The sequence below is a fragment of the Polaromonas sp. P4_F9 genome (assembly GCF_056401235.1).
The window spans coordinates 125,434-146,349 of sequence record NZ_JBFUJT010000002.1 but is presented as its reverse complement, the minus strand read 5'-3'; the positions used below and the strand labels follow the sequence as shown (position 1 = coordinate 146,349).

The window sequence follows — 20,916 nt, the reverse complement described above, 5'->3', positions numbered from 1 at the left end:
CATTGTCATCGGGGACGTGGCTGGACTCAACACTGAGGAGGTTTACGATGGCTACGAAGAACACAAAACGGCCGAGTGTGCGCAAGCCGATCGCGCTCGCCCTGCAAGGCGGCGGAATGCACGGAGCGTTCGCCTGGGGCGTGCTCGACCGACTGCTGGAGGACGGTCGGCTTGAAATAGAAGGCGTCAGCGCGACCAGCGCGGGTGCGATGAACGCCGCAGTGCTGGCCTACGGGCTGCTAAAGGGTGATTCAGAAAACGCGCGCCAGGCGCTGCACGATTTCTGGCGCGCTATTTCACAATCGGCAGAGCGCTACAGCCCCTTCCGCCAGCTGCCATGGTTAAAAGGAGGCCACAGCTTCGGGCTGGACCACTCGCCCTTGTACCTGATGGCGGACGTGATCCTTCGCATCCTGTCGCCGTACCAATTCAATCCCCACAACATGAATCCGCTGCGCGAGATACTGCAGCAACAGGTCGATTTCGACGCGTTGCGCCAACATTGCCCGATCCAACTGTATCTCTGTGCCACCAATGTCGAGACCAGCAAAATACGCATCTTTTCGGGCCAGGACCTGTGTATAGATGCGGTACTTGCTTCGGCCTGCCTGCCAACCCTGTTCCAGGCGGTAGAGATCAACGGCGAACATTACTGGGACGGTGGCTATGTCGGCAACCCGGCCATTTTCCCGCTGATCTACCACTGCAGTACACACGATGTGGTGGTGGTCCATATCAACCCGATCGTGCGCCCCGGCGTACCGACCAGTCCGGCCGACATTCTCAACCGCGTCAACGAAGTGAGCTTCAATTCGTCACTGATGCGTGAGATGCGTGCGATCGCCTTCGTCACCGAACTGATCCGGAAAGGCAAGCTCGATCGTGGCGAGATGAAGGAGGTGTTGATCCACTCGATCCGGTCCGACCAAACCATGGCCGCACTCGGTGTGTCGAGCAAATACAACGCCGACTGGGACTTCCTCTGCTCCTTGCGTGACAAGGGACGGATCGAGGCCGAGGCGTGGCTCGAGGAAAACTACCACCACATCGGCCAGCGCTCAAGCATCGACATCGCTAGGGAATTTCTTTAAGCAAAAAACGGTGATTGGATGGGTCCGAATGTGCCGTTTGCCAGTCGTGCAGCCGGATGCAGCGCTTTTTTAAAATTCAAATACCTGGCCATGTTCAAGCATTCCTGGCTGATAGGCCTTCAAGGCTGCGGCGACTTCCAACGTGGTTAGCGCCATATCGCCTGGCTTCATATGAGTGATGAAGATTTCCGCAGGAACGCGCAGCTTCCTGATCTCCTCGGCCAGCAAGCTGGGGCACAGGTGCTTGGAGGCCATGGCGATCGCGTAGTCACGGTTGCAAAATGCGGTCTCGATGATCAGATAACGCAGATTTTTGATGTCGTTGACGATTTCCCACAGGGCATCGTTGGGGCCGGTGTCGCCGGTGAACACCAGGCTCGCGACACCACTGTCCAGGCAGTAGCCGACGGCCGGCACCAGGTGATTGGCGCAGAGCGCGGTGATTTTGCGTCCGGCCAGCGACACGGTCTCGCCCCGGCTGATCTCGCGATACTGCAGATAGGGCGCCTCAGGCCGCGGCAGCATGGTGAAGTCAGGCCAGATGCAATTGTTGAAAACGTGGACACGCAAGGCATCGAGCGTCTCTCTGGTGGCGTACACCGTCAAGGGTGTGCTACGCCTATAGCCGACCGTATCGACCAGAAAAGGAATGCTGCAAATATGGTCCAGGTGCGAGTGGGTGACGAAGACGTGGTCAATGCGTACCATTTCGTCCAAGGCAAGATCACCGACGCCAGTACCGGCATCGATCAGCACATCGTCGTCGAGCAGCATGGCGGTTGTGCGCAGGTTCGCGCCGATTCCGCCGCTACACCCCAGAATTCTCAGCTTCATACGGATAAACAGATAAACGTATACGGCCGGATAGGAAATCCAGTCGCCTGAGTGCAAGTATCGTAGCCGTTGGCCCAGCCGGCAAGCGCCGATTCCCGTTTGCGAAACCTGGTTTGTGCGAGAGACAGTGGCCTGAATAGGGTGTCTCAGGCTCCAGGTGTTGAGTTGCAATAGATTGTTCCGATTGAGTCGGGAGGCTGGGAGGTCCGCATGATCAGGCCAACCTCGCCACGCCTGACGGGTGCAAGCGGCAATAGCAGGGCGCCCGAAATCCGGGCCGGTTCTGCGTTGCAGGCTAGAATCGTTTTCGTTTTCAGACGTATCCCTGCCGGCACGTTTGCTCCCTCCTCACTGCGGCCACTTTTCATTCCATGAGTCTCAAGAAGCTAGGTCGATACGATCTCATCCGCGTGCTTGGCAAGGGCGCCATGGGGCTGGTATACGAGGGGCGTGATCCCAATCTGGACCGCCGGGTGGCGATCAAGACCATCAAGGTTGAAAACCTGTCGGAAGAGGAAGCTGCTGAATACGAGGTGCGCTTTCGCACTGAAGCGCGCTCGGCCGCGCGCCTGCAGCACCCCAACATTGTCAGCGTGTACGACTCCGACCGCGATGGCGACATGGCCTATCTGGTCATGGAATTCATCCACGGCGATGACCTCAAGCACCACCTGGACAAGGGCAAGCTCTACACGCTGGCGCAGACCCTGGGCATCATGGGCGACCTGCTGTCGGCGCTCGACTATGCGCACCGGCAGGGCGTCGTTCACCGCGACATCAAGCCCGCCAACCTGCTGATCCAGGGCAATGGGCGCGTCAAGCTCACTGATTTTGGTGTGGCTCGCATCCAGGATTCGAGCGAAGCCACGCGCACGCAGGGCACCATGGTGGGCACGCTCAAGTACATGTCGCCAGAGCAGGTCCAGGGCCGGCCGGTTGACGCCCGGGCTGACCTGTTCGCCGCCGGCATCGTGCTGTACCAGCTGCTCACGGGCAAGCGGCCATTTGATGCCGATACTGACTTCGCCATCATTCAGCAGATCGTGGGTCACACCGCTGCGGCGCCGAGCTCCTTCAACCCGAGATTGCCCGCCGCCATCGACGCGGTGGTGGCCCGGGCTTTGGCCAAATCACCGAGCCAGCGTTTTGCGACGGCGCGGGAATTCAATGCCGCCCTGCAGGCGGCCACCCGCGAAGCGGCTGACCCGGCAGTGGTTCCGCCTGCCAGCCCGGCCAGCTCCGCAAGCAGTTCCACCTGGACGGGCACCCTGCATCCGGGTGAAGCCCTGGTCGGCCTGCAGTCGGGCACCAGTACCGATATCCCCATCGTGACGCAGGAGCTGGAGTTGATCTACTGGAAAGAGATCAGGGACTCCACCGATGCCGAAGATATCCGGGGCTTTCTCGCCAAGTTTCCCGAAGGCATCTACGCCAGCCTGGCACGTCGCCGCCTGAGAAAACTCGGCGAGCCGGCCGGTGAGGATTCGGACATCGGTCTGCGGTCGGATGTGGGCACGCCGGTCATACCGCTTGCTCCTTCTGCCACCCAGATGGACAAGACCGTGCCCGAGTTCAGAGACCGGTCTTCTGGCACGGTTGATACCGCCCCGAGCCCTGCCGACATGCACGCCAGGGAGCCTGGACAGGCTGCCGTACAAACTGCGCAGCCGCCACTCGTGCAAGGTGATGACACGGTGCCTGCACGGGTCGCAAAAGCTGTGCCCTTCGCGCCGGCATCCCGGCGCCTGACCTGGGCCATTGTTGGCATGACGGGCATCGTGGTGCTTGCGGCCGGCATCGGGTTCAAATTGGCGTCGGGCCCGGCTGCGCGGCCTGCAGTGCAGTCTGCCGCACCGGCCAATACCGGTGTTCCGGTTGCGGCAACGCCGGCAGCACCAGCACCCAAGGTGCAAGCCGTAGCCGACCAACCAGCTGCGCCCGCTGCGGTAGAAGCAGCCCCGGCGGTGGTTAAAACACGGTCGAATGACAAAGGCAGGCCGGCCCAACAGGCTCAGGCCAGAACCGAAGGGGCGGCGACCGCCCCACCGCCGACGCGCGATGCTGCCACTGCTCCCGACCCGGCGGCGCCTGCCCACCCACGGCAGTTCTGTGAAGGCCGCAACCTGGTGACTTTTGAGATCTGCATCGCGGTGCAGTGCGCCAGGCCCTTCTTTGCCAGCCACCCGGTGTGCGTCGAGCGGCGGGCCCTCGAGCAGCGAAAGCGGGAGTCCGAGCAATCGCTCAGGTAGTCCCCGGCTCCCGCATGCTACAAAAACAGTAGCTGCAGGTGTTCATTGATAAGGTTGGGTTGAAGCGATTTTCCTTGAAAATCAGCCGTGCCAGTCCTGAGGCCGGGGCTGCGCTGCTTGCGCGCGCTCCTGCGCCATCTGTTCTTCCAGCTGCAGCCGCCCCTGGGTGGCGACCGCGATAAGCTTGGTGCGGTCCTTGCGGTGCGGGTACATCCGCTCGAACAATTCGAGGTTGTGCTGCCGAAAACGCATGGCGGACTGCCGTGCTTCATGCGGCGGCTGGCCGAGCAGTTCCAGCACGGTGCGCGCGCTGCGCAGGCTGGACTCGAACACCTCGCGCTCGACGCGCATCACGCCGCGGTCGCGCAGCGCGTTCCAGTGTGTCACGTCGCGGGCGCGCGCCACGATTTGCAGTTGCGGAAAATGCTCGTTCACCATGTCCACAATTTTCAGCGACTGATCCATGTCGTCCACCGACAGCACCAAAATCTTGGCGCTGGCGGCACCGGCTGTGCGCAGCAGGTCCAGCCGCGTTGCATCGCCGTAAAACACCCGGAGGCCGAAGGCGCGCACGGTTTCCACCATGTCGGCGTCGTGCTCCAGCACCGTTGCTGGAATGCCTTGCGCCAGCAGCATGCGGCCGACGATCTGACCGTAGCGGCCAAAACCGGCAATGATGATGGGCGCGGCCTGCTGCTCGGAGATTTCTTCGAGCTGGGGCGTGTTGCAATTGGCATAACGCGGCAGTAGCAGCTTGTCGATGGCCACCAGCAGGAGCGGGCTGACCAGCATGGACAGCGCCACCGCACCGATCAGCAGCGAGGCGGTTTCGGGTGCAAACACCCGCGCACCGGCAGCGGCCTGAAACACCACAAAGGCAAATTCGCCGCCTTGCGCCAGCAGCAGGGCAAACACCGGGCGCTCCTGGTACGGTAGCTTCATAAGGGTGGCCAGGCCGTAAATCACCGCGAGCTTCAGGCCCAGAAAACCCAGCAAAATGGCGGCCATCAGGCCCGGCGACTTCATCAGCACGCCAAAGTCAATGCTCATGCCCACGGCGATGAAAAACAGGCCCAGCAGCAGGCCCTTAAAGGGCTGAATATCGGTTTCCAGCTCGCGCCGGTACTCGCTTTCGGCCAGCAGCACGCCCGCCAAAAAAGCGCCCAGCGCCATCGACAGGCCCACCAGCTGCATCAGCGCGGCAATGCCGACCACCAGCAGCAGCGATGCGGCGGTGAAGATTTCTGGCGTGCCGCTGTTGGCAATCCAGCGCAGCAGCGGGCGCAGCAGCAAGCGGCCGCCGAGAATGATGCCGCCGATAACGGCTATGATTTTGATAGCTTCAAGCGCCGTGTTTGTATGGGCTACGGTCTCATTTTCACCGGAAATTGCACCCAGCAACGGCAGCAGCGCCAGAATCGGGATGGCCGCCACGTCCTGAAACAGCAGAATAGAAAACCCGGCCTGTCCGCTGGACGTGGGCATCAGGTTGCGCTCGCCCATGGTTTGCAAGGCGATGGCGGTGGACGACAGTGCCAGGCCCAGGCCGGCCACCAGCGCCGTTTGCCAGCCCACGCCAAACGCCATGGCCGCGCCGGTCAGCAGGGCGGCGCAGCCCAGCACCTGCGCGCTGCCCCAGCCAAAGATGGGCCGGCGCAAATTCCACAGGCGCTGGGGCTCGAGCTCCAGGCCGACCAGAAATAGCATCAGCACCACGCCAAATTCGGCGAAGTGAAGAATGTCCTGGACATTGGTGACCAGTCCCATGCCCCAAGGGCCGATGGCAATGCCCGCGGCCAGGTAGCCAATGATGGAGCCCAGTCCGAATTTCTTGGCGAGCGGTACGGCGACAACGGCGGCTGCCAGGTAGATGAAGCTGTTGGTGAGCCAGGCGGGGGCGTGTTCCATTAGCGGGTGGCTCCTGCGTTTGTCGTTGTACCTGCGTCCTTGCTTTCCTGGTCCGCTTCGATGCTGGCCTCGTCCCTGGGCAATCGGTCTTTCGTGGGGACTGCGCAGGCGGGGTATTGCTCGAGCTCTTCGAGCTCGGGCCAGTTGGGGTAGCTCTGCAAACGCTGGCTGAAGATGGCCAGGTGCTGGTCGACGGCCTCCGCGCTGACCCGGTGCGCACCGTGCAGCACCATGGGCGGCAAAAACCGCATGCCGCACAAAATGGCGCTTTGCTCATAGGGCGGCAGGAAAGCATCGAAAAAATAGCGGTTGTAGCCTTGGGGGTGGTAGGAAGTCTCCGGCCCGCCGGTGGTCGCCACCAGCCATAAATCCTTGCCTTCAAGGGCGTGTCCGTCCTGGCCATAGGCCCAGCCATACGTCAATACGTCGTCCAGCCAGAGCTTTTGCAGGGCCGGCATCGAGTACCACTGGATGGGGTGCAGCAGCACCACCAGCCGGGCCTGCGCCAGCGCGGCCTGCTCCCTGGCGACGTCAATGGCATAGTCGGGATAGCTTGAATACAGGTCTTGCACCTGCACGCGCGGCAACGCCTTGGCGGCCTCCATCAGGGGGCGATTGACGCGCGATTCACGCCATGCCGGATGAGCCGCGATGACGTAGATGTCGGTATTCGCAGCCTGATGGCCGGCGCTGTCTGCCATGTGAGGGTTTGTGAGAACGGTGTCCATGCCGTTACCATAGCGGAAAAGCAAGCATGGAACTTGCGCCCGTATAAGTTCTTCAGCATCAGAGGAGAGTTGTATGCCCGTGGTCGTGATTGCCAATCCAAAGGGGGGCGTCGGCAAGTCGACGTTGGCCACCAACATTGCCGGCTACCATGCATCGCAGGGCCATGCGGTGATGCTCGGGGACGCCGACCGGCAACAGTCCTCGCGGCTGTGGCTGGGCCTGCGGCCGCCCGCTGCGCGCCCTGTCGCGACCTGGGACCTGAATGCAGACCTGATCGCCAGACCGCCGCGGGGAACCACCCATGTGGTGCTGGACACACCGGCCGGCCTTAACGGCTGGCGTTTCAACGACATCGTCAAGCTGGCCGACAAGGTGATCGTGCCGCTGCAGCCCAGCGTGTTTGATATTTTCGCCACGCGCGCCTTTCTGGACGAGCTGGCCGAGCACCGCCATGCCGGCAAGATGCAGGTGGGCGTCATCGGCATGCGGGTGGACGCCCGCACGATTGCCGCCGACAAGCTGCGCGACTTTGTGGAAGGCCTGGGGCTGCCGGTGCTGGGTTATCTGCGGGACACGCAAAACTACATCCATCTGGCCGCCCGGGGGCTGAGCCTGTTTGACGTGGCGCCCAGCCGGGTCGACAAGGACCTGGAGCAGTGGCAGGGCGTCTGCCGCTGGCTGGACGAGTAGGCGGGCAGGCGGGGAGGGTGCTTGTCGCTGATCCGACAAGCACGGCTCCTTGCAGCCGCTAAAGTCGGGCCATGAAGACCTTTCAAACCCTGTCCGAACTGGCGGCCTGTACCGGCCAGGAAGTCGCTGTCAGCGAGTGGCTCACCATCACGCAGCAGCAGGTCAACCTGTTTGCCGAGGCCACGGGCGACCATCAGTGGATCCACGTCGACCCCGAGAAGGCGGCGGCGGGCCCCTTCGGCGGGCCCATCGCGCACGGTTTCCTGACGCTGTCGCTGCTGCCGCGGTTTTTTGAATCATCGTTTGAGATCATTGGCTCGCGCATGGGTGTGAATTACGGCCTGAACAAGGTTCGTTTCACGGCCCCCGTGCCCGTGGGCAGCCGCCTGCGTGCCCGCATGAAGCTGCTGGCGGCCGAGCCGATCGACAACGCCGGCATGCAGATGACCTGGGAGGTGACGGTGGAGCGCGAAGGATCGGCGAAGCCGGTGTGCGTGGCCGAATCACTGGTGCGGCGCTACCCCTGAAGGGTGGCGGCTGTGGGTCCGCCTCCATAGCCGCTCAATTCAAAAGTCTCTTAATTCAAACGCAAAGGCCGGTCAGTTGCGGGCCAACTCGCCTTGTCCGCCCGGAGCCTGACCTTGTGCCCCGCCAAACCCGTTTTGCCGCCACGCCTCAAACACCGTGACCGCCACGGTGTTGGACAGGTTGAGGCTGCGCTGGCCGGGCCGCATGGGTACCTTCAGGCGCTGTGCCAGCGGAAAGGATTCCCGTACTTCGGACGCCAGGCCCCGGGTTTCAGCGCCAAACACCAGCCAGTCGCCCGGCAGGAAACGCATGTCGTACACGCTGCCGGCGCCTTGCGTCGTCATGGCGAAGAGCCGTGAGGCGGGTGGTTGCTCGCTGTCCAGCAGCGCCTGCCAGCTCGCATGGCGCAGCACCTGGGCGTACTCGTGGTAGTCCAGCCCGGCGCGCCGCATGTGCTTGTCGTCCATCGAAAAGCCGAGCGGCTCCACCAGGTGAAGACGGCAGCCGGTATTGGCCGCCAGGCGAATCACGTTGCCCGTATTGGGCGGGATTTCGGGCTCGACGAGAACAATATTGAACATGGCCCGATTGTCGTTGCTAGCCGGGTACGACATGCAGCGAGCCAACGTGGGGGCTTTCATCCCAGCAGGGGCCGCGGGACTGGCTTTGCCAGACCGCAGGCGCAGCGGCCCCCTCGGGGGGCAGAGAGCTACACGCAGTGAGCGAACGTGGGGGCCATTACTCCGTGCGTGCCAACACCACCGCGGTGATGTGGGCGGCGCCGGCTTTGCGCAAGGCCCGGGCTGCGGTGAAGAGCGAGGCGCCGCTAGTCATCACGTCATCCACCAGCACCACGCGCCGGCCTTCCAGCTCGCCCAATGCCTGTGGCACGCCGGGCGTCTGGAGCAGCATGTGCGCAAAGAAGGCAGCCCAGCCGGGCTGCTCGCCAAATTTGTAGCCGGAAATCAATGTCGACCAGGGGTAGGCGTAAGGCACCGCGGCCAGCGCCCGATCGAGCGGGGGGCGCTGGCGCACGCAGCTGCCACACAGGCCGGGACCACTTCTCAGGCCCATGGACAGGTCGGCCGGCAGTGCCAGCGCGCAACTGGCACAGCGATGTTGTACCGGCGCAAAACGCGCCAGGCAGGGCTGGCACACCTGGTGTGTCGGCCAGCTGTGGCAGACCGCGCACCGGCTGACCAGGCCAGGCAACGGTGGCAACGATAAACGGGGAAATAAACGGGAGGCAGGCGGGCGTGTGTACACCGTGTCAATATACTCGCGTACCTTTCTGCGCACTGTATTGCCCCTGCCCATGACCACCACCCAGCGACCGCCCACACTCGATCTGCCTGCCGTCAGCCGCTGGCAGCGCACGGCGCCGCTGGCCTCGCCGTGGCTGCATGAGGAAGTGGCCCGCCGCATGCAGGACAGGCTGCAGTGGATCAAGCTGCAGCCCGAGGCCTGGGCGCATTGGGGGGCTTTGCGCGGGGGCCTGCAGGCCCACGCCCAGCTGGCAAAAACCTACCCGGATTCAGCCTGTTATGTGACGGAAGCCAGCATGGAACGGTCACAAGTGGCTATGAAAAAGATAGCGTCACCATGGTGGAACCCGAAGCAATGGGGAGCCGCCCGCCCGCGCTTTGAAACGCCGCCACCGGCCAGCGTGGATATGTTGTGGGCCAATATGGCGCTGCATGAGGCGGCCGACCCGCAAGCCCTGCTGGCCCAGTGGCACCAGGCTTTGAAAGTCAACGGCTTTTTGATGTTTTCCTGCCTCGGGCCCGACACCGCACGGGAATTGCGCGAGCTCTACGCACAGCTGGGCTGGCCGCCCGCGGGGCATGAATTGACCGACATGCACGACTGGGGCGACATGCTGGTGCAAACCGGTTTTGCCGAACCGGTGATGGACATGGAGCGCATTACCCTGACCTATGAGACCCCGGCGCGTCTCTTGCAGGAACTGGCCGAACTGGGTCGCAACTTCCATCCTGCCCGCTTTCCGGCCTTGCGCGGGCGGGCCTGGAAAGCGCGCCTGGAGCAGGCGCTGGCGCGGCACCTGGTCCGCAGCGAAGATGGCCGGCTGTCGCTCACGTTCGAAGTCATTTATGGTCACGCGCTGAAGGCGCCACCCAAAATCAAGGTCAGCGCGCTCAGTGCGGTGTCGGTGGAAGACATGCGCAACATCCTGCACGGGCAGCGGCCGCATTCCTGAGGTGCGGCGTGACGCCTTGCGGTCGGCGGTAGTCCGGCGGCGGGATTTTTCATTGATTTTCATGGAAGTTGGTGGTGACGCCCGATACCGTTCAGCCCTTGTCAGACGCCGTTCCGGCCGGGCCCGTCAAAGTCCCGTCTTCCCCGTGGGCCGGCCCTTCAACAAGCGCGGGGCGAGCGGTTTTGCCGGAGTAACAGGGGGTTAAACCCGGCTACAATCCAAACTGAATTTTGGGTATGTTCCCGAGCCTCATGCGGCCAATGCGGCGTATTGGTTGCAGTTTTTTGGGGGTTGCCACGTGCTGCAGCCAACACCAGCGTTTCGTTTCGCCACCTTGCCCGCGCAGGGCAGTCACGGCCAGGAGGCCGTGCAGTGGCTTCTCAAGCGTCACTGTTCAGTCACGCCGGCTCAACTCGGATGGCTTTATGTGTCGCTGTGCGTGGTATCGCTGGGTATCGCAGCATTTTTCTGGGCACAGGGCGCCACGCTGGTCATGCCCTTCGCATGGCTGGAGTTGTTGGCGGTGGGGGCGGCCTTTCTGGCGTATGCGCGCCATGCGACCGACGGTGAAAAAATCGTCCTGCAGGGTGAGCGCTTGGTGGTTGAACTGGAAACGGCAGGGCGTACGCAACGGGCCGAGTTCAATCGTGAGTGGGTTCGGGTCGAGCCCAAGGATGGAGATGGTTCGCTGATCGAGGTGTCCGGGCAGGGGCGGTCGGTGCGGGTGGGGCGGCATGTGCGGCCTGAGTTGCGCCCAGCGCTGGCCCGCGAGATACGCTGCGCGCTGCGAACCTGTTGAGCATGTGCATGTGCATGTGTGTGTGCTGAAAGTCTGGGTCAGTTCAGTTGCGGCAGGGTGACCTGCCGCTAACTTTATAATCAGCCGGTTAATTTGGTCGGATAGTTCGGTGAGTAATGGAAGCAATAAAAGTGATCACGATGAACGTAAGCAACACCATGAGCAAAATGACACGGCTTGGCATGCAGCATGCGGGCGCAATTCTGGCCTCTGCGGCTGCATGGGTCGGCACCGCCGCCCACGCCGTCAATGACCTGCCCGGTGGTCCGGCTGTCAACCAGCTCAACTTGCATCCTGCAGTCACCAAAATCGCCGAAGAGCAGAACTGGCTGCACTGGTTCATGATGATCATCTGCCTCGTGATTTTTGTCGCGGTGTTCGGCGTGATGTTCTATTCCATCTGGAAGCACCGCAAATCGGTGGGCCACAAGGCGTCCAATTTCCATGAGTCCACCGCGGTTGAAATCGCCTGGACCATCGTGCCTTTCGTCATCGTGATCGCCATGGCCTTGCCAGCCACCAAAGTGCTGGTCGCCCAAAAAGACACGACCAGCGCCGACGTCACCATCAAGGCCACGGGCATCCAGTGGAAATGGGGTTACGACTACATCAAGGGCGAGGGCGAGGGCATCGGTTTTGTTTCCACGCTCGACAACACACACCGCGAAATGTCGGACCGGGGTGGCCCGAAAGCCGGTGAAGCGCCCGACAACTACCTGCTCAAGGTGGACAACCCGCTGGTCGTGCCGGTCAACAAGAAAATCCGCATCATCACCACGGCCAGTGACGTGATCCATGCCTTCATGGTGCCGGCATTCGGCATCAAGCAGGATGCGATTCCCGGCTTTGTGCGCGACACCTGGTTTCGTGCCGAAAAAATCGGTGACTACTATGGCCAGTGCGCCGAGTTGTGCGGCAAAGAGCACGCCTACATGCCCATCCACGTGAAAGTGGTGTCCGCCCAGGACTACAGCGCCTGGGTGGCGGTCAAGGCAAAGGAAGCGGCAGCCAAGGCGGATGATCCGACCAGGGTCTGGACGCTGGTGGACCTCAAGGCACGCGGCGAAAAGGTGTATGCGGCCAACTGCGCAGCCTGCCACCAGGCCAACGGCAAGGGCGCAGGCCCGATCAAGCCGCTGGACGGCTCTGCCATTGTGCTGGATGCGGACCACAACAAGCAGATCCAGGTCGTGCTGAACGGCGCCGCCAGCGGTGCGATGCCGTCGTGGAAGGCGCTCAGCGATACCGACCTGGCTGCGGTGATCACTTACACCAAGAACAACTGGTCCAACCAGACCGGCCGTTTGGTACAGCCTGCGCAGCTTCAAGCCGCACGCAAGTAAGGCGGGCAATTCGCCCCGCCCGATATCCCGATACCGCAAGACCATTTCGTCAGCCGTAAAGACAAAAGCTACAGGCACAAGCCACCAAAGGAAGCCAAGATGAGTGCAGTTCTAGACCATCACGACCATGCGCATGATGACCACGACCACCATGCCCCGACGGGCTGGCGTCGCTGGGTATTCGCGACCAACCACAAGGACATTGGCACGCTGTACCTGCTGTTCAGCTTTTTCATGCTGATGTTCGGTGGCGTGCTGGCCCTGTTGATTCGCGCTGAACTGTTCCAGCCCGGCCTGCAGCTGGTGAATCCTGAGCTGTTCAACCAGCTCACCACCATGCACGGCCTGATCATGGTGTTCGGCGCCATCATGCCGGCCTTCGTGGGCTTCGCGAACTGGATGATTCCGCTGCAAATCGGTGCGGCCGACATGGCATTTGCCCGCATGAACAATTTCAGCTTCTGGCTGATGATTCCTGCCGGCCTGATGCTGGCCACCTCGTTCTTCATGCCGGGCGGTGCTCCCGCTGCTGGCTGGACGCTCTACGCGCCGCTGACGCTGCAGATGGGCCCATCCATGGACGCCGGTATTTTTGCGATGCACATTCTGGGCGCTTCGTCCATCATGGGCTCGATCAACATCATCGTGACCATTTTGAACATGCGCGCACCCGGCATGACCTTGATGAAGATGCCGATGTTCTGCTGGACCTGGTTGATCACCGCCTACCTGCTGATCGCCGTGATGCCTGTGCTGGCCGGCGCCATCACCATGACGCTGACGGACCGCCACTTTGGCACCAGCTTCTTCAACCCCGCCGGCGGCGGTGACCCGGTGATGTACCAGCATATCTTCTGGTTCTTCGGCCACCCCGAGGTCTACATCATGATCCTGCCGGCTTTCGGCATCATCAGCCAGATCATTCCCGCGTTCTCGCGCAAGCGCCTGTTCGGCTACGCGTCGATGGTGTATGCCACCGGCTCCATCGCGATCCTGAGCTTTGTCGTGTGGGCGCACCACATGTTCACCACCGGCATGCCTGTGACCGGCCAGCTGTTCTTCATGTACTCGACCATGCTGATCGCGGTGCCCACCGGCGTGAAGGTGTTCAACTGGATCGCCACCATGTGGAAGGGCTCGATGACGTTCGAGACGCCCATGCTGTTTGCCGTGGGTTTCATCTTCGTGTTCACCATCGGTGGCCTGACGGGTGTGATTTTGTCGGTCGCACCGATTGACACCCAGTTGCAGGACACCTATTACGTGGTGGCCCACTTCCACTACGTGCTGGTGGCCGGTTCGCTATATGCCCTGTTTGCCGGTTACTACTACTGGTCACCCAAGTGGACCGGTGTGATGTACAACGAAACCCGCGGCAAGATTCACTTCTGGTGGTCGCTGATTTCCTTCAACGTGACGTTCTTCCCGATGCACTTCCTGGGTCTGGCCGGCATGCCGCGACGCTATGCCGACTACCCGATGCAGTTTGCCGACTTCAACGCGATTGCCTCTGTCGGCGCCTTCTTCTTCGGTGTGGCACAGGTGTACTTCTTCCTGTTCATTGTGGTGCCCACGATGCGCGGCCAGGGTGCCCCCGCCAGGCAGAACCCCTGGGTTGACGAGGGTGGCAAGGGCGCTGAAGGCCTGGAGTGGGAAGTCCCGTCGCCAGCACCTTTTCACACCTTTGAAACCCCTCCCAAGCTGGATGCCACGGCAACCCGCGTGATTGGTTGAGCCACCCGATAACCCGATAGCGCACGATGACACCTGACCAAAAGAAAAGCAATTTGCGGCTGGCGCTGATCCTGGCTTCGGTCGCGCTCGTCTTTTTTGCGGGTTTCATGGCCAAAATGATTTTTCTCGGCCACTGAGCCAGTCAACGCTAGTCAACAGGCACAACTTTGATGCGGCTCAAGAGCGAGAATTTCAAGATGGTGGGCAAGCTGGGCGTTATCGTGCTCGGCATGTTCGCTTTCGGCTATGCGCTGGTGCCCATCTACAAGGCCATTTGCGAGATGACCGGCATCAATGTGCTGGCCCTGTCTGACCGTCAAATTCCCGGCGCCACATCGCAGCTGCCGGCCAATACGCAGGTGGACCGCACCCGGACCATCACGGTGGAGTTTGATGCCAACTCGCGTGGCCCCTGGCATTTCAAGCCGGCCCAGAACACGCTGCAGGTGCACCCCGGTGAATTGACCACGGTGATGTACGAGTTTCAGAATGTGCAGAACCGTACGATGTCGGCCCAAGCCATTCCCAGCTATGCCCCGGCCCAGGCGGCCGCTCATTTCAACAAGCTGGAGTGTTTCTGCTTTAGCCAGTACACGCTGGCGCCCGGCGAGAAGAAGCAGTGGCCTGTGGCTTTCGTGATCGATCCCAAGTTGTCCAGGGACGTCAGCACCATCACGCTGTCGTACACCTTTTTCGAAGTGGGCGGCAAGACGCCCGCTGCGCCCGCTACCTCCAGCGCGGCCACGGCTGCGGCGGTACCCGGCGTGCGGGCTGGTGCATGAACATGGCCGCTGGTTCTTCAAAAAAATCCATCTGGCGCACGGCCAAAGCGGTCGCGTGGTCTTTTGTGGGCTTGCGGGCGCGCGGTGACTACGAAGATGACATCAAGAATTTGAGTCCCGTCCACATCATTGTGGTGGGCCTGGTGGGTGTTTTTGTATTTGTGGCGGCCTTGGTGCTGCTGGTGAACTGGGTGGTTGCGCGCTAGGGCCTTGGCGCGCAGCAAGCCTTCACGGTTTTGAATCAGAAAATAATTGGAAATTCGAGAGAACAGGAGTCGAGCGATGTCATCAGCAACCCATGCGGGAACCCCCCATTACTTTGTGCCCAGCCCTTCCCGGCATCCGGTGATGGCGTCCATTGGCCTGTTTTTTGTGATCTTAGGCGCCAGCCAGTGGGTCAATGGCGCAGGTTGGGGCGCCTGGTCGGTGGCCTTCGGCCTGGTGTGGTGGCTCGGCACCCTTTTCCAGTGGTTCCGTGACGCCATTGCCGAAAGTGAAAGCGGTCTGTACGGCCGCAAGATCGACCTGTCATTCCGCTGGAGCATGAGCTGGTTCATTTTTTCCGAAGTGATGTTCTTCGGTGCCTTCTTCACGGCGCTCTGGTGGGCCCGCGCGCATTCCGTGCCGGCCCTCGGCAGCCTGGACAACGCGCTGCTGTGGCCTGACTTCAAGGCTGTCTGGCCCAGCATTGCAGCCGGCGCCACCGCTTCGCCCGCCGACATCATCGAGCCGTTCACCACCATGACGCCGTTCTGGCTGCCCACCATCAACACCGCGCTGCTGCTGAGCTCGGGTGTGACGTTGACCATTGCCCACCACGCCCTGCGTGACAACCTTCGCGGCCGGACCATTGCCTTCATGTGGATGACCGTGCTGCTGGGTATCGTGTTCCTGTGTGTCCAGGGCTACGAGTACGCGCACGCCTATTCCGAGCTGAACCTCAAACTCACGTCGGGTGTGTATGGCTCCACCTTTTACATGCTGACCGGTTTTCACGGCTTTCACGTGTTTGTCGGCATGCTGATGCTGCTGTTCATCACCTTGCGCCTGCAAAAAGGCCATTTCACCCCCGAGAAGCATTTCGGCTTCGAAGGCGCCGCCTGGTACTGGCACTTTGTGGACGTGGTCTGGCTGGGCCTCTACATCCTCGTTTACTGGCTCTAAGGCACCACTTTCAGGGGATGGTGTGCGGACCGTCGGGGGCCGCACGGAACGTGAAATACGTGACGTCCTCTGGCCTGCTGCGGCAGGTGCGACAATCACGACAAAGTAAAGACAAAGGCCGCTGAATGCGGCCTTTGTTTTTGAGCGTCAAGTTTCAAGTTTTATTTGCCGACCGGTATGCCGGTAGGTTGTATGTAGCCCAGTTTCCACGCGATCAGAATGCACACAAACAGCAAGACCGAAAACCCGACACGGAACGCCAGGGCGCGCGCCATGTTGCTGGTTTTGCGCTTGCCGTCGGTGCCGTCTTTGAGCATGAAAAAGAGCGCGGAACCAAGGCTGGCGATGATGGCGATAAATGCCAGTGCAACAAGATAAGTCATGACCAGGATTATCCGTCGATGACATCCCGTTTGCATTCGCCCCGCTTCTGGCTGCTCACGCTGGCGGCACTGCTTGCGGCGGGGGTCACCTTTTCCCTGGGCCAGTGGCAGTTGCGCCGCGCTGCCCAGAAAGAAGCGCTCCACGCGTCCATTGAAGCTAAAAACAGCCTTTCCCCCCTTGATAACCGGGCATTTGATGCTGCTAAAGAGATAGCCAATGAAATGCATCGGCGGGTGTCGATTCAAGGGACGTGGCTGCCTGCGCATACGATTTACCTGGACAACCGTCCCATGAGCGGCAAAACCGGCTTCTGGGTGCTGACGCCGCTGGCATTGCAAGGCAGCAGCCAGGTGGTGCTGGTGCAGCGTGGCTGGGTGCCGCGCGATTTCACCCGCCGCACGCGGCTGCCGGAAGTCTCGACGCCGGCGGGGCTGGTGACCGTGGAGGGCCGCATTGCCCCGCCGCCGTCCAAGCTTTACGAGTTCAAGGGCGAGGATGTGGGCCGCATCCGGCAAAATCTGGATCTGGACGCTTTTCGCGCTGAAACCGGCCTGCCGCTGCCCGGTGTCGCGTTGCTGCAGACCGGTGTACCCAGTGAGGGTGTGCTGCGCGAATGGGCGGCACCCAACCTTGGGGTGGAAAAACACTATGGCTACGCTTTCCAGTGGTTTGCGCTGTGCGGCCTGGTGGTCATCCTTTATGTCTGGTTTCAAGTGATTCATCCCTTACGCGCCCAACGCCGCGCCCAACTGCCGTGACAAACGACAAATCCGAATTTTCCTCACACGCCGCCACCCCTGCCGCGTCCGCAGCGCAAGACCAGCCGCTGGGCCTGACGGTGCACGCGATGCCAATGCTGGACGCATCGCACGCGCGGGCCCCCGGTACCGTTGCCGGCCGCTGGAAAATGTTGGCGGTGCTGCTGGTGTGCGCCGCTCCGGTGATCGCGTCTTATTTCACGTACTACGTGATCCGGCCTGAGGGTCGCCGCAATTTTGGCGAACTGATCGATCCGCAGCGGCCGCTGCCGCCCATCGCCACGCAGGCCCTTGACGGACAGAAGGGCGAGTTGCCGGCCCTGAAGGACCAGTGGCTGCTGATCACGGTCGCGGGTGGAGCCTGCGACACGCGCTGCGAGAGCAACCTGTATTTCCAGCGGCAGCTGCGCGAATCGCTGGGCAAGGAAAAAGAGCGGCTGGACCGTGTCTGGCTGGTCAACGACGAGGTGGCCGTGCGCGAGGCCCTGCGGCCTGCGCTGGCCGCGTCCACCGTGCTGCGCGTGGCGCCGCTGGAACTGGCGAAGTGGCTGGAACCCGCCGCGGGCCAGCGCCTGCAGGATCATCTTTACCTCGTCGATCCGCTGGGCAACTGGATGATGCGCTTTCCGGCGGACATGGACGCGGCGGCCGCGGCCAAAGCCAAGCGCGACCTGGAACGTTTGCTGCGCGCCTCCAGTAGCTGGGACAAGGAAGGCAGGTAGATGGCCCCCACGCTTGTCGCTTCGCGTACTGCGCTGCCCCCCGAGGGGGCGCATTTCGCCTTGGGGCGGCCCGGCGGCGAAACCTTGGCCCCCACGCTTGTCGCTTCGCGTACTGCGCTGCCCCCCGGGGGGGCCGCTGCGCCTGCGGCCCGGCTAAGCCGGTTCCGCGGCCCCGGCTTGCGTAAGACCCCTGTGGTGACTGCTATGGTCTGGCTAAGCCTGTTCCGCTGCCCCTGCCGGTTTGGGATTCCAATGTGCTTGGCAATGGCTGGCGCTCTTTAGACATGAGCACGCAAGACCTCTATAACCTGAGCCCCGCGCTGCGCCTGATGATCATGGGCCTGGTGGTCGCGCTCGGCCCGCTGGCCTGGGTCTGGTTGCACCACAAGCATGCACCGGTTACCCGGCGCCTGCGCGTGCTGACCTTGGTGACCTTGTTCCTGACCTTCGACCTGGTGATTTTTGGCGCCTTCACCCGTCTGACGGACTCCGGCCTGGGCTGCCCTGACTGGCCGGGCTGCTATGGCAGTGCCAGCCCGGTCGGTGCGCAGGTGCATATCGAGGCCGCGCAGAGCGCCATGCCCACGGGCCCGGTCACGCATTCCAAGGCGTGGATAGAAATGGTTCACCGCTACCTGGCCACGGGCGTGGGCGTGCTGATCCTCACGCTCACCGTCGTCAGCTGGCTGGAACGCGAGCGGGCGCACATCTCGCCAGCGTGGCCCACGGTGACATTGCTGTGGGTCTGCCTGCAAGGCGCGTTCGGTGCGCTCACCGTCACGATGAAACTGTTTCCGGCCATCGTCACGCTGCACCTGCTCGGCGGCCTGATTTTGCTGGGGCTGCTGCGCGCGCAGTCGGTGCGCTATGCGCAGGCGCAGGGGTCCTCCCCGATCGCCGAGCTGGGCGCGGGCACCCGGCTTTTTGTCTTTGCCGCGTTCGCCTTGCTGTGGCTGCAGATCGCCTTGGGGGGCTGGGTCAGCACCAACTACGCGGTGCTTGCCTGCACCGACTTTCCGAGCTGCCAGAGCTCGCTGTGGCCGGCGATGGATTTCAGCCAGGGCTTTACGCTGTGGCGCGAACTGGGCGCCGGCCATGACGGTGCCAATATCAGCTTTCAGGCACTTACTGCCATCCATTACGTGCACCGTCTGGCCGCCTATGCGGTGTTTGCCGCGCTGATGCTGCTGGCCGCCAGGCTTTACCGCGTGCCAGCCTTGCGCCCTGATGCCTGCTGGCTGGCTGGTTTGACCCTGCTGCAGGCGGCCACAGGCCTGAGCAACGTCGTGCTGGGCTGGCCGCTGGTCGCCGCGGTGGCGCACACCGGCGGCGCCGCAGCGCTGGTGGTGGTGCTCACCGGCATCGTTTTTTCCAGCCGCAGCATCCCCAGCCCCGTCCATGCGTCAAAATGGAAAGCTTCGAGATTGTCCGCATGAACCCCAGCAACCCTGCCGCTTCGGCCCCCCATTCCCGCGCACCGTCCAGGTTCGCCCAGTTCTACGCGCTGACCAAGCCACGCGTGGTGCAGCTCATTGTGTTTTGCGCGCTGATCGGCATGGTGCTGGCCGTCCCCCACGTCCCGACCTGGCCCGAGGTCAGGCTGGCATTGATCGCCTGTGCCGGCATATGGCTGGTGGCGGGGGCGGCTGCGGCCTTCAACTGCCTGGTCGAGCAGCGGATTGACGCCAAAATGCGGCGCACGGCCTGGCGCCCCACGGCCAAGGGCGAACTCAGCAACCCCCTGACCCTGGCCTTCTCCGCAGCCCTGTGCGCTGCGGGCTCGGTGATTCTGTATATGTGGGTCAATCCGCTCACCATGTGGCTGACCTTTGCCACCTTTGTCGGCTATGCGGTGGTCTACACCGTGATCCTCAAGCCGCTCACGCCGCAAAACATCGTGATTGGGGGCGCCTCGGGTGCCATGCCGCCGGTGCTGGGCTGGGCGGCCATGACGGGCACCGTGGGCCCGGAAGCGCTCATCCTCTTCCTGATCATTTTCCTCTGGACCCCCCCGCACTTCTGGGCGCTGGCGCTGTACCGCGTCGAGGACTACCGCAAGTCAGGCTTGCCCATGCTACCCGTCACGCATGGCAACGAGTTCACGCGGCTGCAGGTGTTTTTGTACACGCTGGTGCTGTTTGCCGCCTGCCTCATGCCCTTTGTTTTCAAGATGAGCGGCTGGCTCTATCTCATGGTGGCGGTCGTGCTCAGCGTGGGCTTCAGCTGGCATGGCTGGCGCCTGTGGCGCAGCTACTCCGACGCCCTGGCGCGCAAGACCTTCCGTTTTTCATTGATCCATCTCTCGGTGTTATTCGCAGCCCTGCTGCTGGACCATTACCTCGTATGAAACCTGTCACCCTGCCGCCCAGCCGCCGGCTCGCCCTTCAAACCATCGCCGGTACCGGCTTGCTGGCAATCACGGCAGGCCTCTTGACGGCCTGCGCGCCCGACAAGCCCCAGTTCAAGAGCATTGACCTGACCGGCGCCGATTACGCGCAGGGCTTTGCGCTTGCCGACCATAACGGCCAGGTGCGCACGCTGAAAGACTTTGCCGGCAAGGTGGTGGTGGTATTTTTTGGCTATACCCAATGCCCCGATGTGTGCCCGACCTCCATGGCCGAACTGGCCCAGGTCAAGCAGCTGCTGGGCCCCGATGGCGACAAGCTGCAGGCCATCTTCATCACGGTGGACCCGGAGCGGGACACGGCCGAATTGCTCAAAGCCTACATGACCAATTTCGACCCGACCTTCCTGGCGCTGCGGCCCACCATGGCCCAGCTGCCCGAAGTTGCCAGGGACTTCAAGGTCTACTACAAAAAGGTCGATGGCAGGACGCCTGCCAGCTACACCATGGACCATTCCGCGGGCAGCTACGTTTTTGACGGCAAGGGCCGCATCCGGTTGTACAACCGCTATGGTGGCGGCCCCGAGGCCCTGGCGTCCGACATCCGCCTGCTGCTCAAAAATACCTGATCGGAGCGCG

The 20,916-nt window shown here is 62.3% G+C and carries 23 protein-coding genes; 17 read left to right on the top strand and 6 right to left on the bottom strand.

The annotated features are described in order from the left end of the window. Positions 1-47: 47 nt before the first annotated feature. A complete protein-coding gene (locus AC1DUB_RS02800; protein ID WP_477728197.1) occupies positions 48-1,091 on the top strand; it encodes a patatin-like phospholipase family protein in 1,044 nt (347 codons plus the stop codon). Between the two features lie 69 nt (positions 1,092-1,160). On the opposite strand, the gene AC1DUB_RS02795 is transcribed toward AC1DUB_RS02800, so the two are convergent. After that, positions 1,161-1,925: a 3',5'-cyclic-nucleotide phosphodiesterase gene (locus AC1DUB_RS02795; RefSeq protein WP_477728196.1), complete on the bottom strand. Its 765-nt coding sequence runs from the start codon at positions 1,923-1,925 to the stop codon at positions 1,161-1,163. A gap of 371 nt (positions 1,926-2,296) precedes the next feature. Between AC1DUB_RS02795 and AC1DUB_RS02790 the strand changes: the two genes are divergently transcribed. After that, the gene (locus tag AC1DUB_RS02790) at positions 2,297-4,174 is read left to right on the top strand and encodes a serine/threonine-protein kinase (protein ID WP_477728195.1); all 1,878 of its coding nucleotides are present in this window, start codon (positions 2,297-2,299) and stop codon (positions 4,172-4,174) included. A gap of 81 nt (positions 4,175-4,255) precedes the next feature. Here AC1DUB_RS02790 and kefC read toward each other — a convergent pair whose 3' ends face one another. Continuing rightward, on the bottom strand, positions 4,256-6,082 hold the full coding sequence (gene kefC, locus AC1DUB_RS02785; RefSeq protein WP_477728194.1) for a glutathione-regulated potassium-efflux system protein KefC: 1,827 nt from the start codon (positions 6,080-6,082) through the stop codon (positions 4,256-4,258). After that, positions 6,082-6,810 carry a glutathione-regulated potassium-efflux system oxidoreductase KefF gene (kefF, locus tag AC1DUB_RS02780; protein ID WP_477728193.1) on the bottom strand — a complete coding sequence of 243 codons (729 nt, stop codon included), beginning with the start codon at positions 6,808-6,810 and terminating at the stop codon, positions 6,082-6,084. Before kefF ends, kefC begins: the two co-directional genes overlap by 1 nt. Positions 6,811-6,883: 73 nt before the next feature. Between kefF and AC1DUB_RS02775 the strand changes: the two genes are divergently transcribed. Both AC1DUB_RS02775 and AC1DUB_RS02770 read left to right on the top strand, forming a co-directional pair. After that, a complete protein-coding gene (locus tag AC1DUB_RS02775) occupies positions 6,884-7,501 on the top strand; it encodes a nucleotide-binding protein (RefSeq protein WP_477719451.1) in 618 nt (205 codons plus the stop codon). A gap of 71 nt (positions 7,502-7,572) precedes the next feature. Further along, positions 7,573-8,028, top strand: coding sequence for a MaoC family dehydratase (locus AC1DUB_RS02770; RefSeq protein WP_477728192.1), 456 nt, complete (start codon positions 7,573-7,575; stop codon positions 8,026-8,028). Between the two features lie 72 nt (positions 8,029-8,100). Here AC1DUB_RS02770 and trmL read toward each other — a convergent pair whose 3' ends face one another. Both trmL and AC1DUB_RS02760 read right to left on the bottom strand, forming a co-directional pair. Beyond that, entirely contained in the window at positions 8,101-8,610 is a 510-nt protein-coding gene (trmL, locus tag AC1DUB_RS02765) for a tRNA (uridine(34)/cytosine(34)/5-carboxymethylaminomethyluridine(34)-2'-O)-methyltransferase TrmL (protein WP_477728191.1), read from the bottom strand. A 157-nt stretch (positions 8,611-8,767) separates the two neighbouring features. Continuing rightward, complete coding sequence (locus tag AC1DUB_RS02760; RefSeq protein WP_477728190.1) at positions 8,768-9,187, bottom strand: ComF family protein; 420 nt, start codon at positions 9,185-9,187, stop codon at positions 8,768-8,770. Between the two features lie 157 nt (positions 9,188-9,344). On the opposite strand from AC1DUB_RS02760, the gene AC1DUB_RS02755 reads away from it, so the two are divergent. From AC1DUB_RS02755 to AC1DUB_RS02720, 8 genes are all read left to right on the top strand, one after another. Next, positions 9,345-10,247 carry a methyltransferase domain-containing protein gene (locus AC1DUB_RS02755; protein WP_477728189.1) on the top strand — a complete coding sequence of 301 codons (903 nt, stop codon included), beginning with the start codon at positions 9,345-9,347 and terminating at the stop codon, positions 10,245-10,247. A gap of 298 nt (positions 10,248-10,545) precedes the next feature. After that, complete coding sequence (locus AC1DUB_RS02750; RefSeq protein WP_477719456.1) at positions 10,546-11,046, top strand: DUF2244 domain-containing protein; 501 nt, start codon at positions 10,546-10,548, stop codon at positions 11,044-11,046. Between the two features lie 158 nt (positions 11,047-11,204). Next, positions 11,205-12,389 carry a cytochrome c oxidase subunit II gene (gene coxB, locus AC1DUB_RS02745; protein ID WP_477728188.1) on the top strand — a complete coding sequence of 395 codons (1,185 nt, stop codon included), beginning with the start codon at positions 11,205-11,207 and terminating at the stop codon, positions 12,387-12,389. Between the two features lie 99 nt (positions 12,390-12,488). Then, positions 12,489-14,123, top strand: a complete 1,635-nt coding sequence (ctaD, locus tag AC1DUB_RS02740) for a cytochrome c oxidase subunit I (protein WP_477719458.1) — start codon at positions 12,489-12,491, stop codon at positions 14,121-14,123. A 26-nt stretch (positions 14,124-14,149) separates the two neighbouring features. Then, a complete protein-coding gene (locus tag AC1DUB_RS02735) occupies positions 14,150-14,260 on the top strand; it encodes a cytochrome oxidase small assembly protein (RefSeq protein WP_232291500.1) in 111 nt (36 codons plus the stop codon). Between the two features lie 33 nt (positions 14,261-14,293). Then, the gene (locus AC1DUB_RS02730) at positions 14,294-14,905 is read left to right on the top strand and encodes a cytochrome c oxidase assembly protein (protein ID WP_477728187.1); all 612 of its coding nucleotides are present in this window, start codon (positions 14,294-14,296) and stop codon (positions 14,903-14,905) included. A gap of 2 nt (positions 14,906-14,907) precedes the next feature. Next, a complete protein-coding gene (locus AC1DUB_RS02725) occupies positions 14,908-15,111 on the top strand; it encodes a DUF2970 domain-containing protein (RefSeq protein WP_477728186.1) in 204 nt (67 codons plus the stop codon). 76 nt (positions 15,112-15,187) lie between these two features. After that, complete coding sequence (locus tag AC1DUB_RS02720; RefSeq protein WP_477719461.1) at positions 15,188-16,069, top strand: cytochrome c oxidase subunit 3; 882 nt, start codon at positions 15,188-15,190, stop codon at positions 16,067-16,069. A 161-nt stretch (positions 16,070-16,230) separates the two neighbouring features. Here the strand turns inward: AC1DUB_RS02720 and AC1DUB_RS02715 are convergent, their stop codons facing one another. Next, complete coding sequence (locus AC1DUB_RS02715) at positions 16,231-16,452, bottom strand: twin transmembrane helix small protein (protein WP_477719462.1); 222 nt, start codon at positions 16,450-16,452, stop codon at positions 16,231-16,233. A gap of 18 nt (positions 16,453-16,470) precedes the next feature. Here AC1DUB_RS02715 and AC1DUB_RS02710 point away from each other — a divergent pair, with 18 nt between their 5' ends. The 5 genes from AC1DUB_RS02710 (at position 16,471) to AC1DUB_RS02690 (ending at position 20,906) form a co-directional block, all read left to right on the top strand. Then, positions 16,471-17,211 carry an SURF1 family protein gene (locus AC1DUB_RS02710; RefSeq protein WP_477728185.1) on the top strand — a complete coding sequence of 247 codons (741 nt, stop codon included), beginning with the start codon at positions 16,471-16,473 and terminating at the stop codon, positions 17,209-17,211. 89 nt (positions 17,212-17,300) lie between these two features. Further along, complete coding sequence (locus AC1DUB_RS02705; protein ID WP_477728365.1) at positions 17,301-17,933, top strand: hypothetical protein; 633 nt, start codon at positions 17,301-17,303, stop codon at positions 17,931-17,933. 284 nt (positions 17,934-18,217) lie between these two features. Next, the gene (locus AC1DUB_RS02700; RefSeq protein ID WP_477728184.1) at positions 18,218-19,369 is read left to right on the top strand and encodes a COX15/CtaA family protein; all 1,152 of its coding nucleotides are present in this window, start codon (positions 18,218-18,220) and stop codon (positions 19,367-19,369) included. Further along, positions 19,366-20,280: a heme o synthase gene (gene cyoE, locus AC1DUB_RS02695; RefSeq protein WP_477728183.1), complete on the top strand. Its 915-nt coding sequence runs from the start codon at positions 19,366-19,368 to the stop codon at positions 20,278-20,280. Before AC1DUB_RS02700 ends, cyoE begins: the two co-directional genes overlap by 4 nt. Next, positions 20,277-20,906, top strand: a complete 630-nt coding sequence (locus tag AC1DUB_RS02690) for an SCO family protein (RefSeq protein WP_477728182.1) — start codon at positions 20,277-20,279, stop codon at positions 20,904-20,906. Before cyoE ends, AC1DUB_RS02690 begins: the two co-directional genes overlap by 4 nt. Positions 20,907-20,916 lie beyond the last annotated feature (10 nt).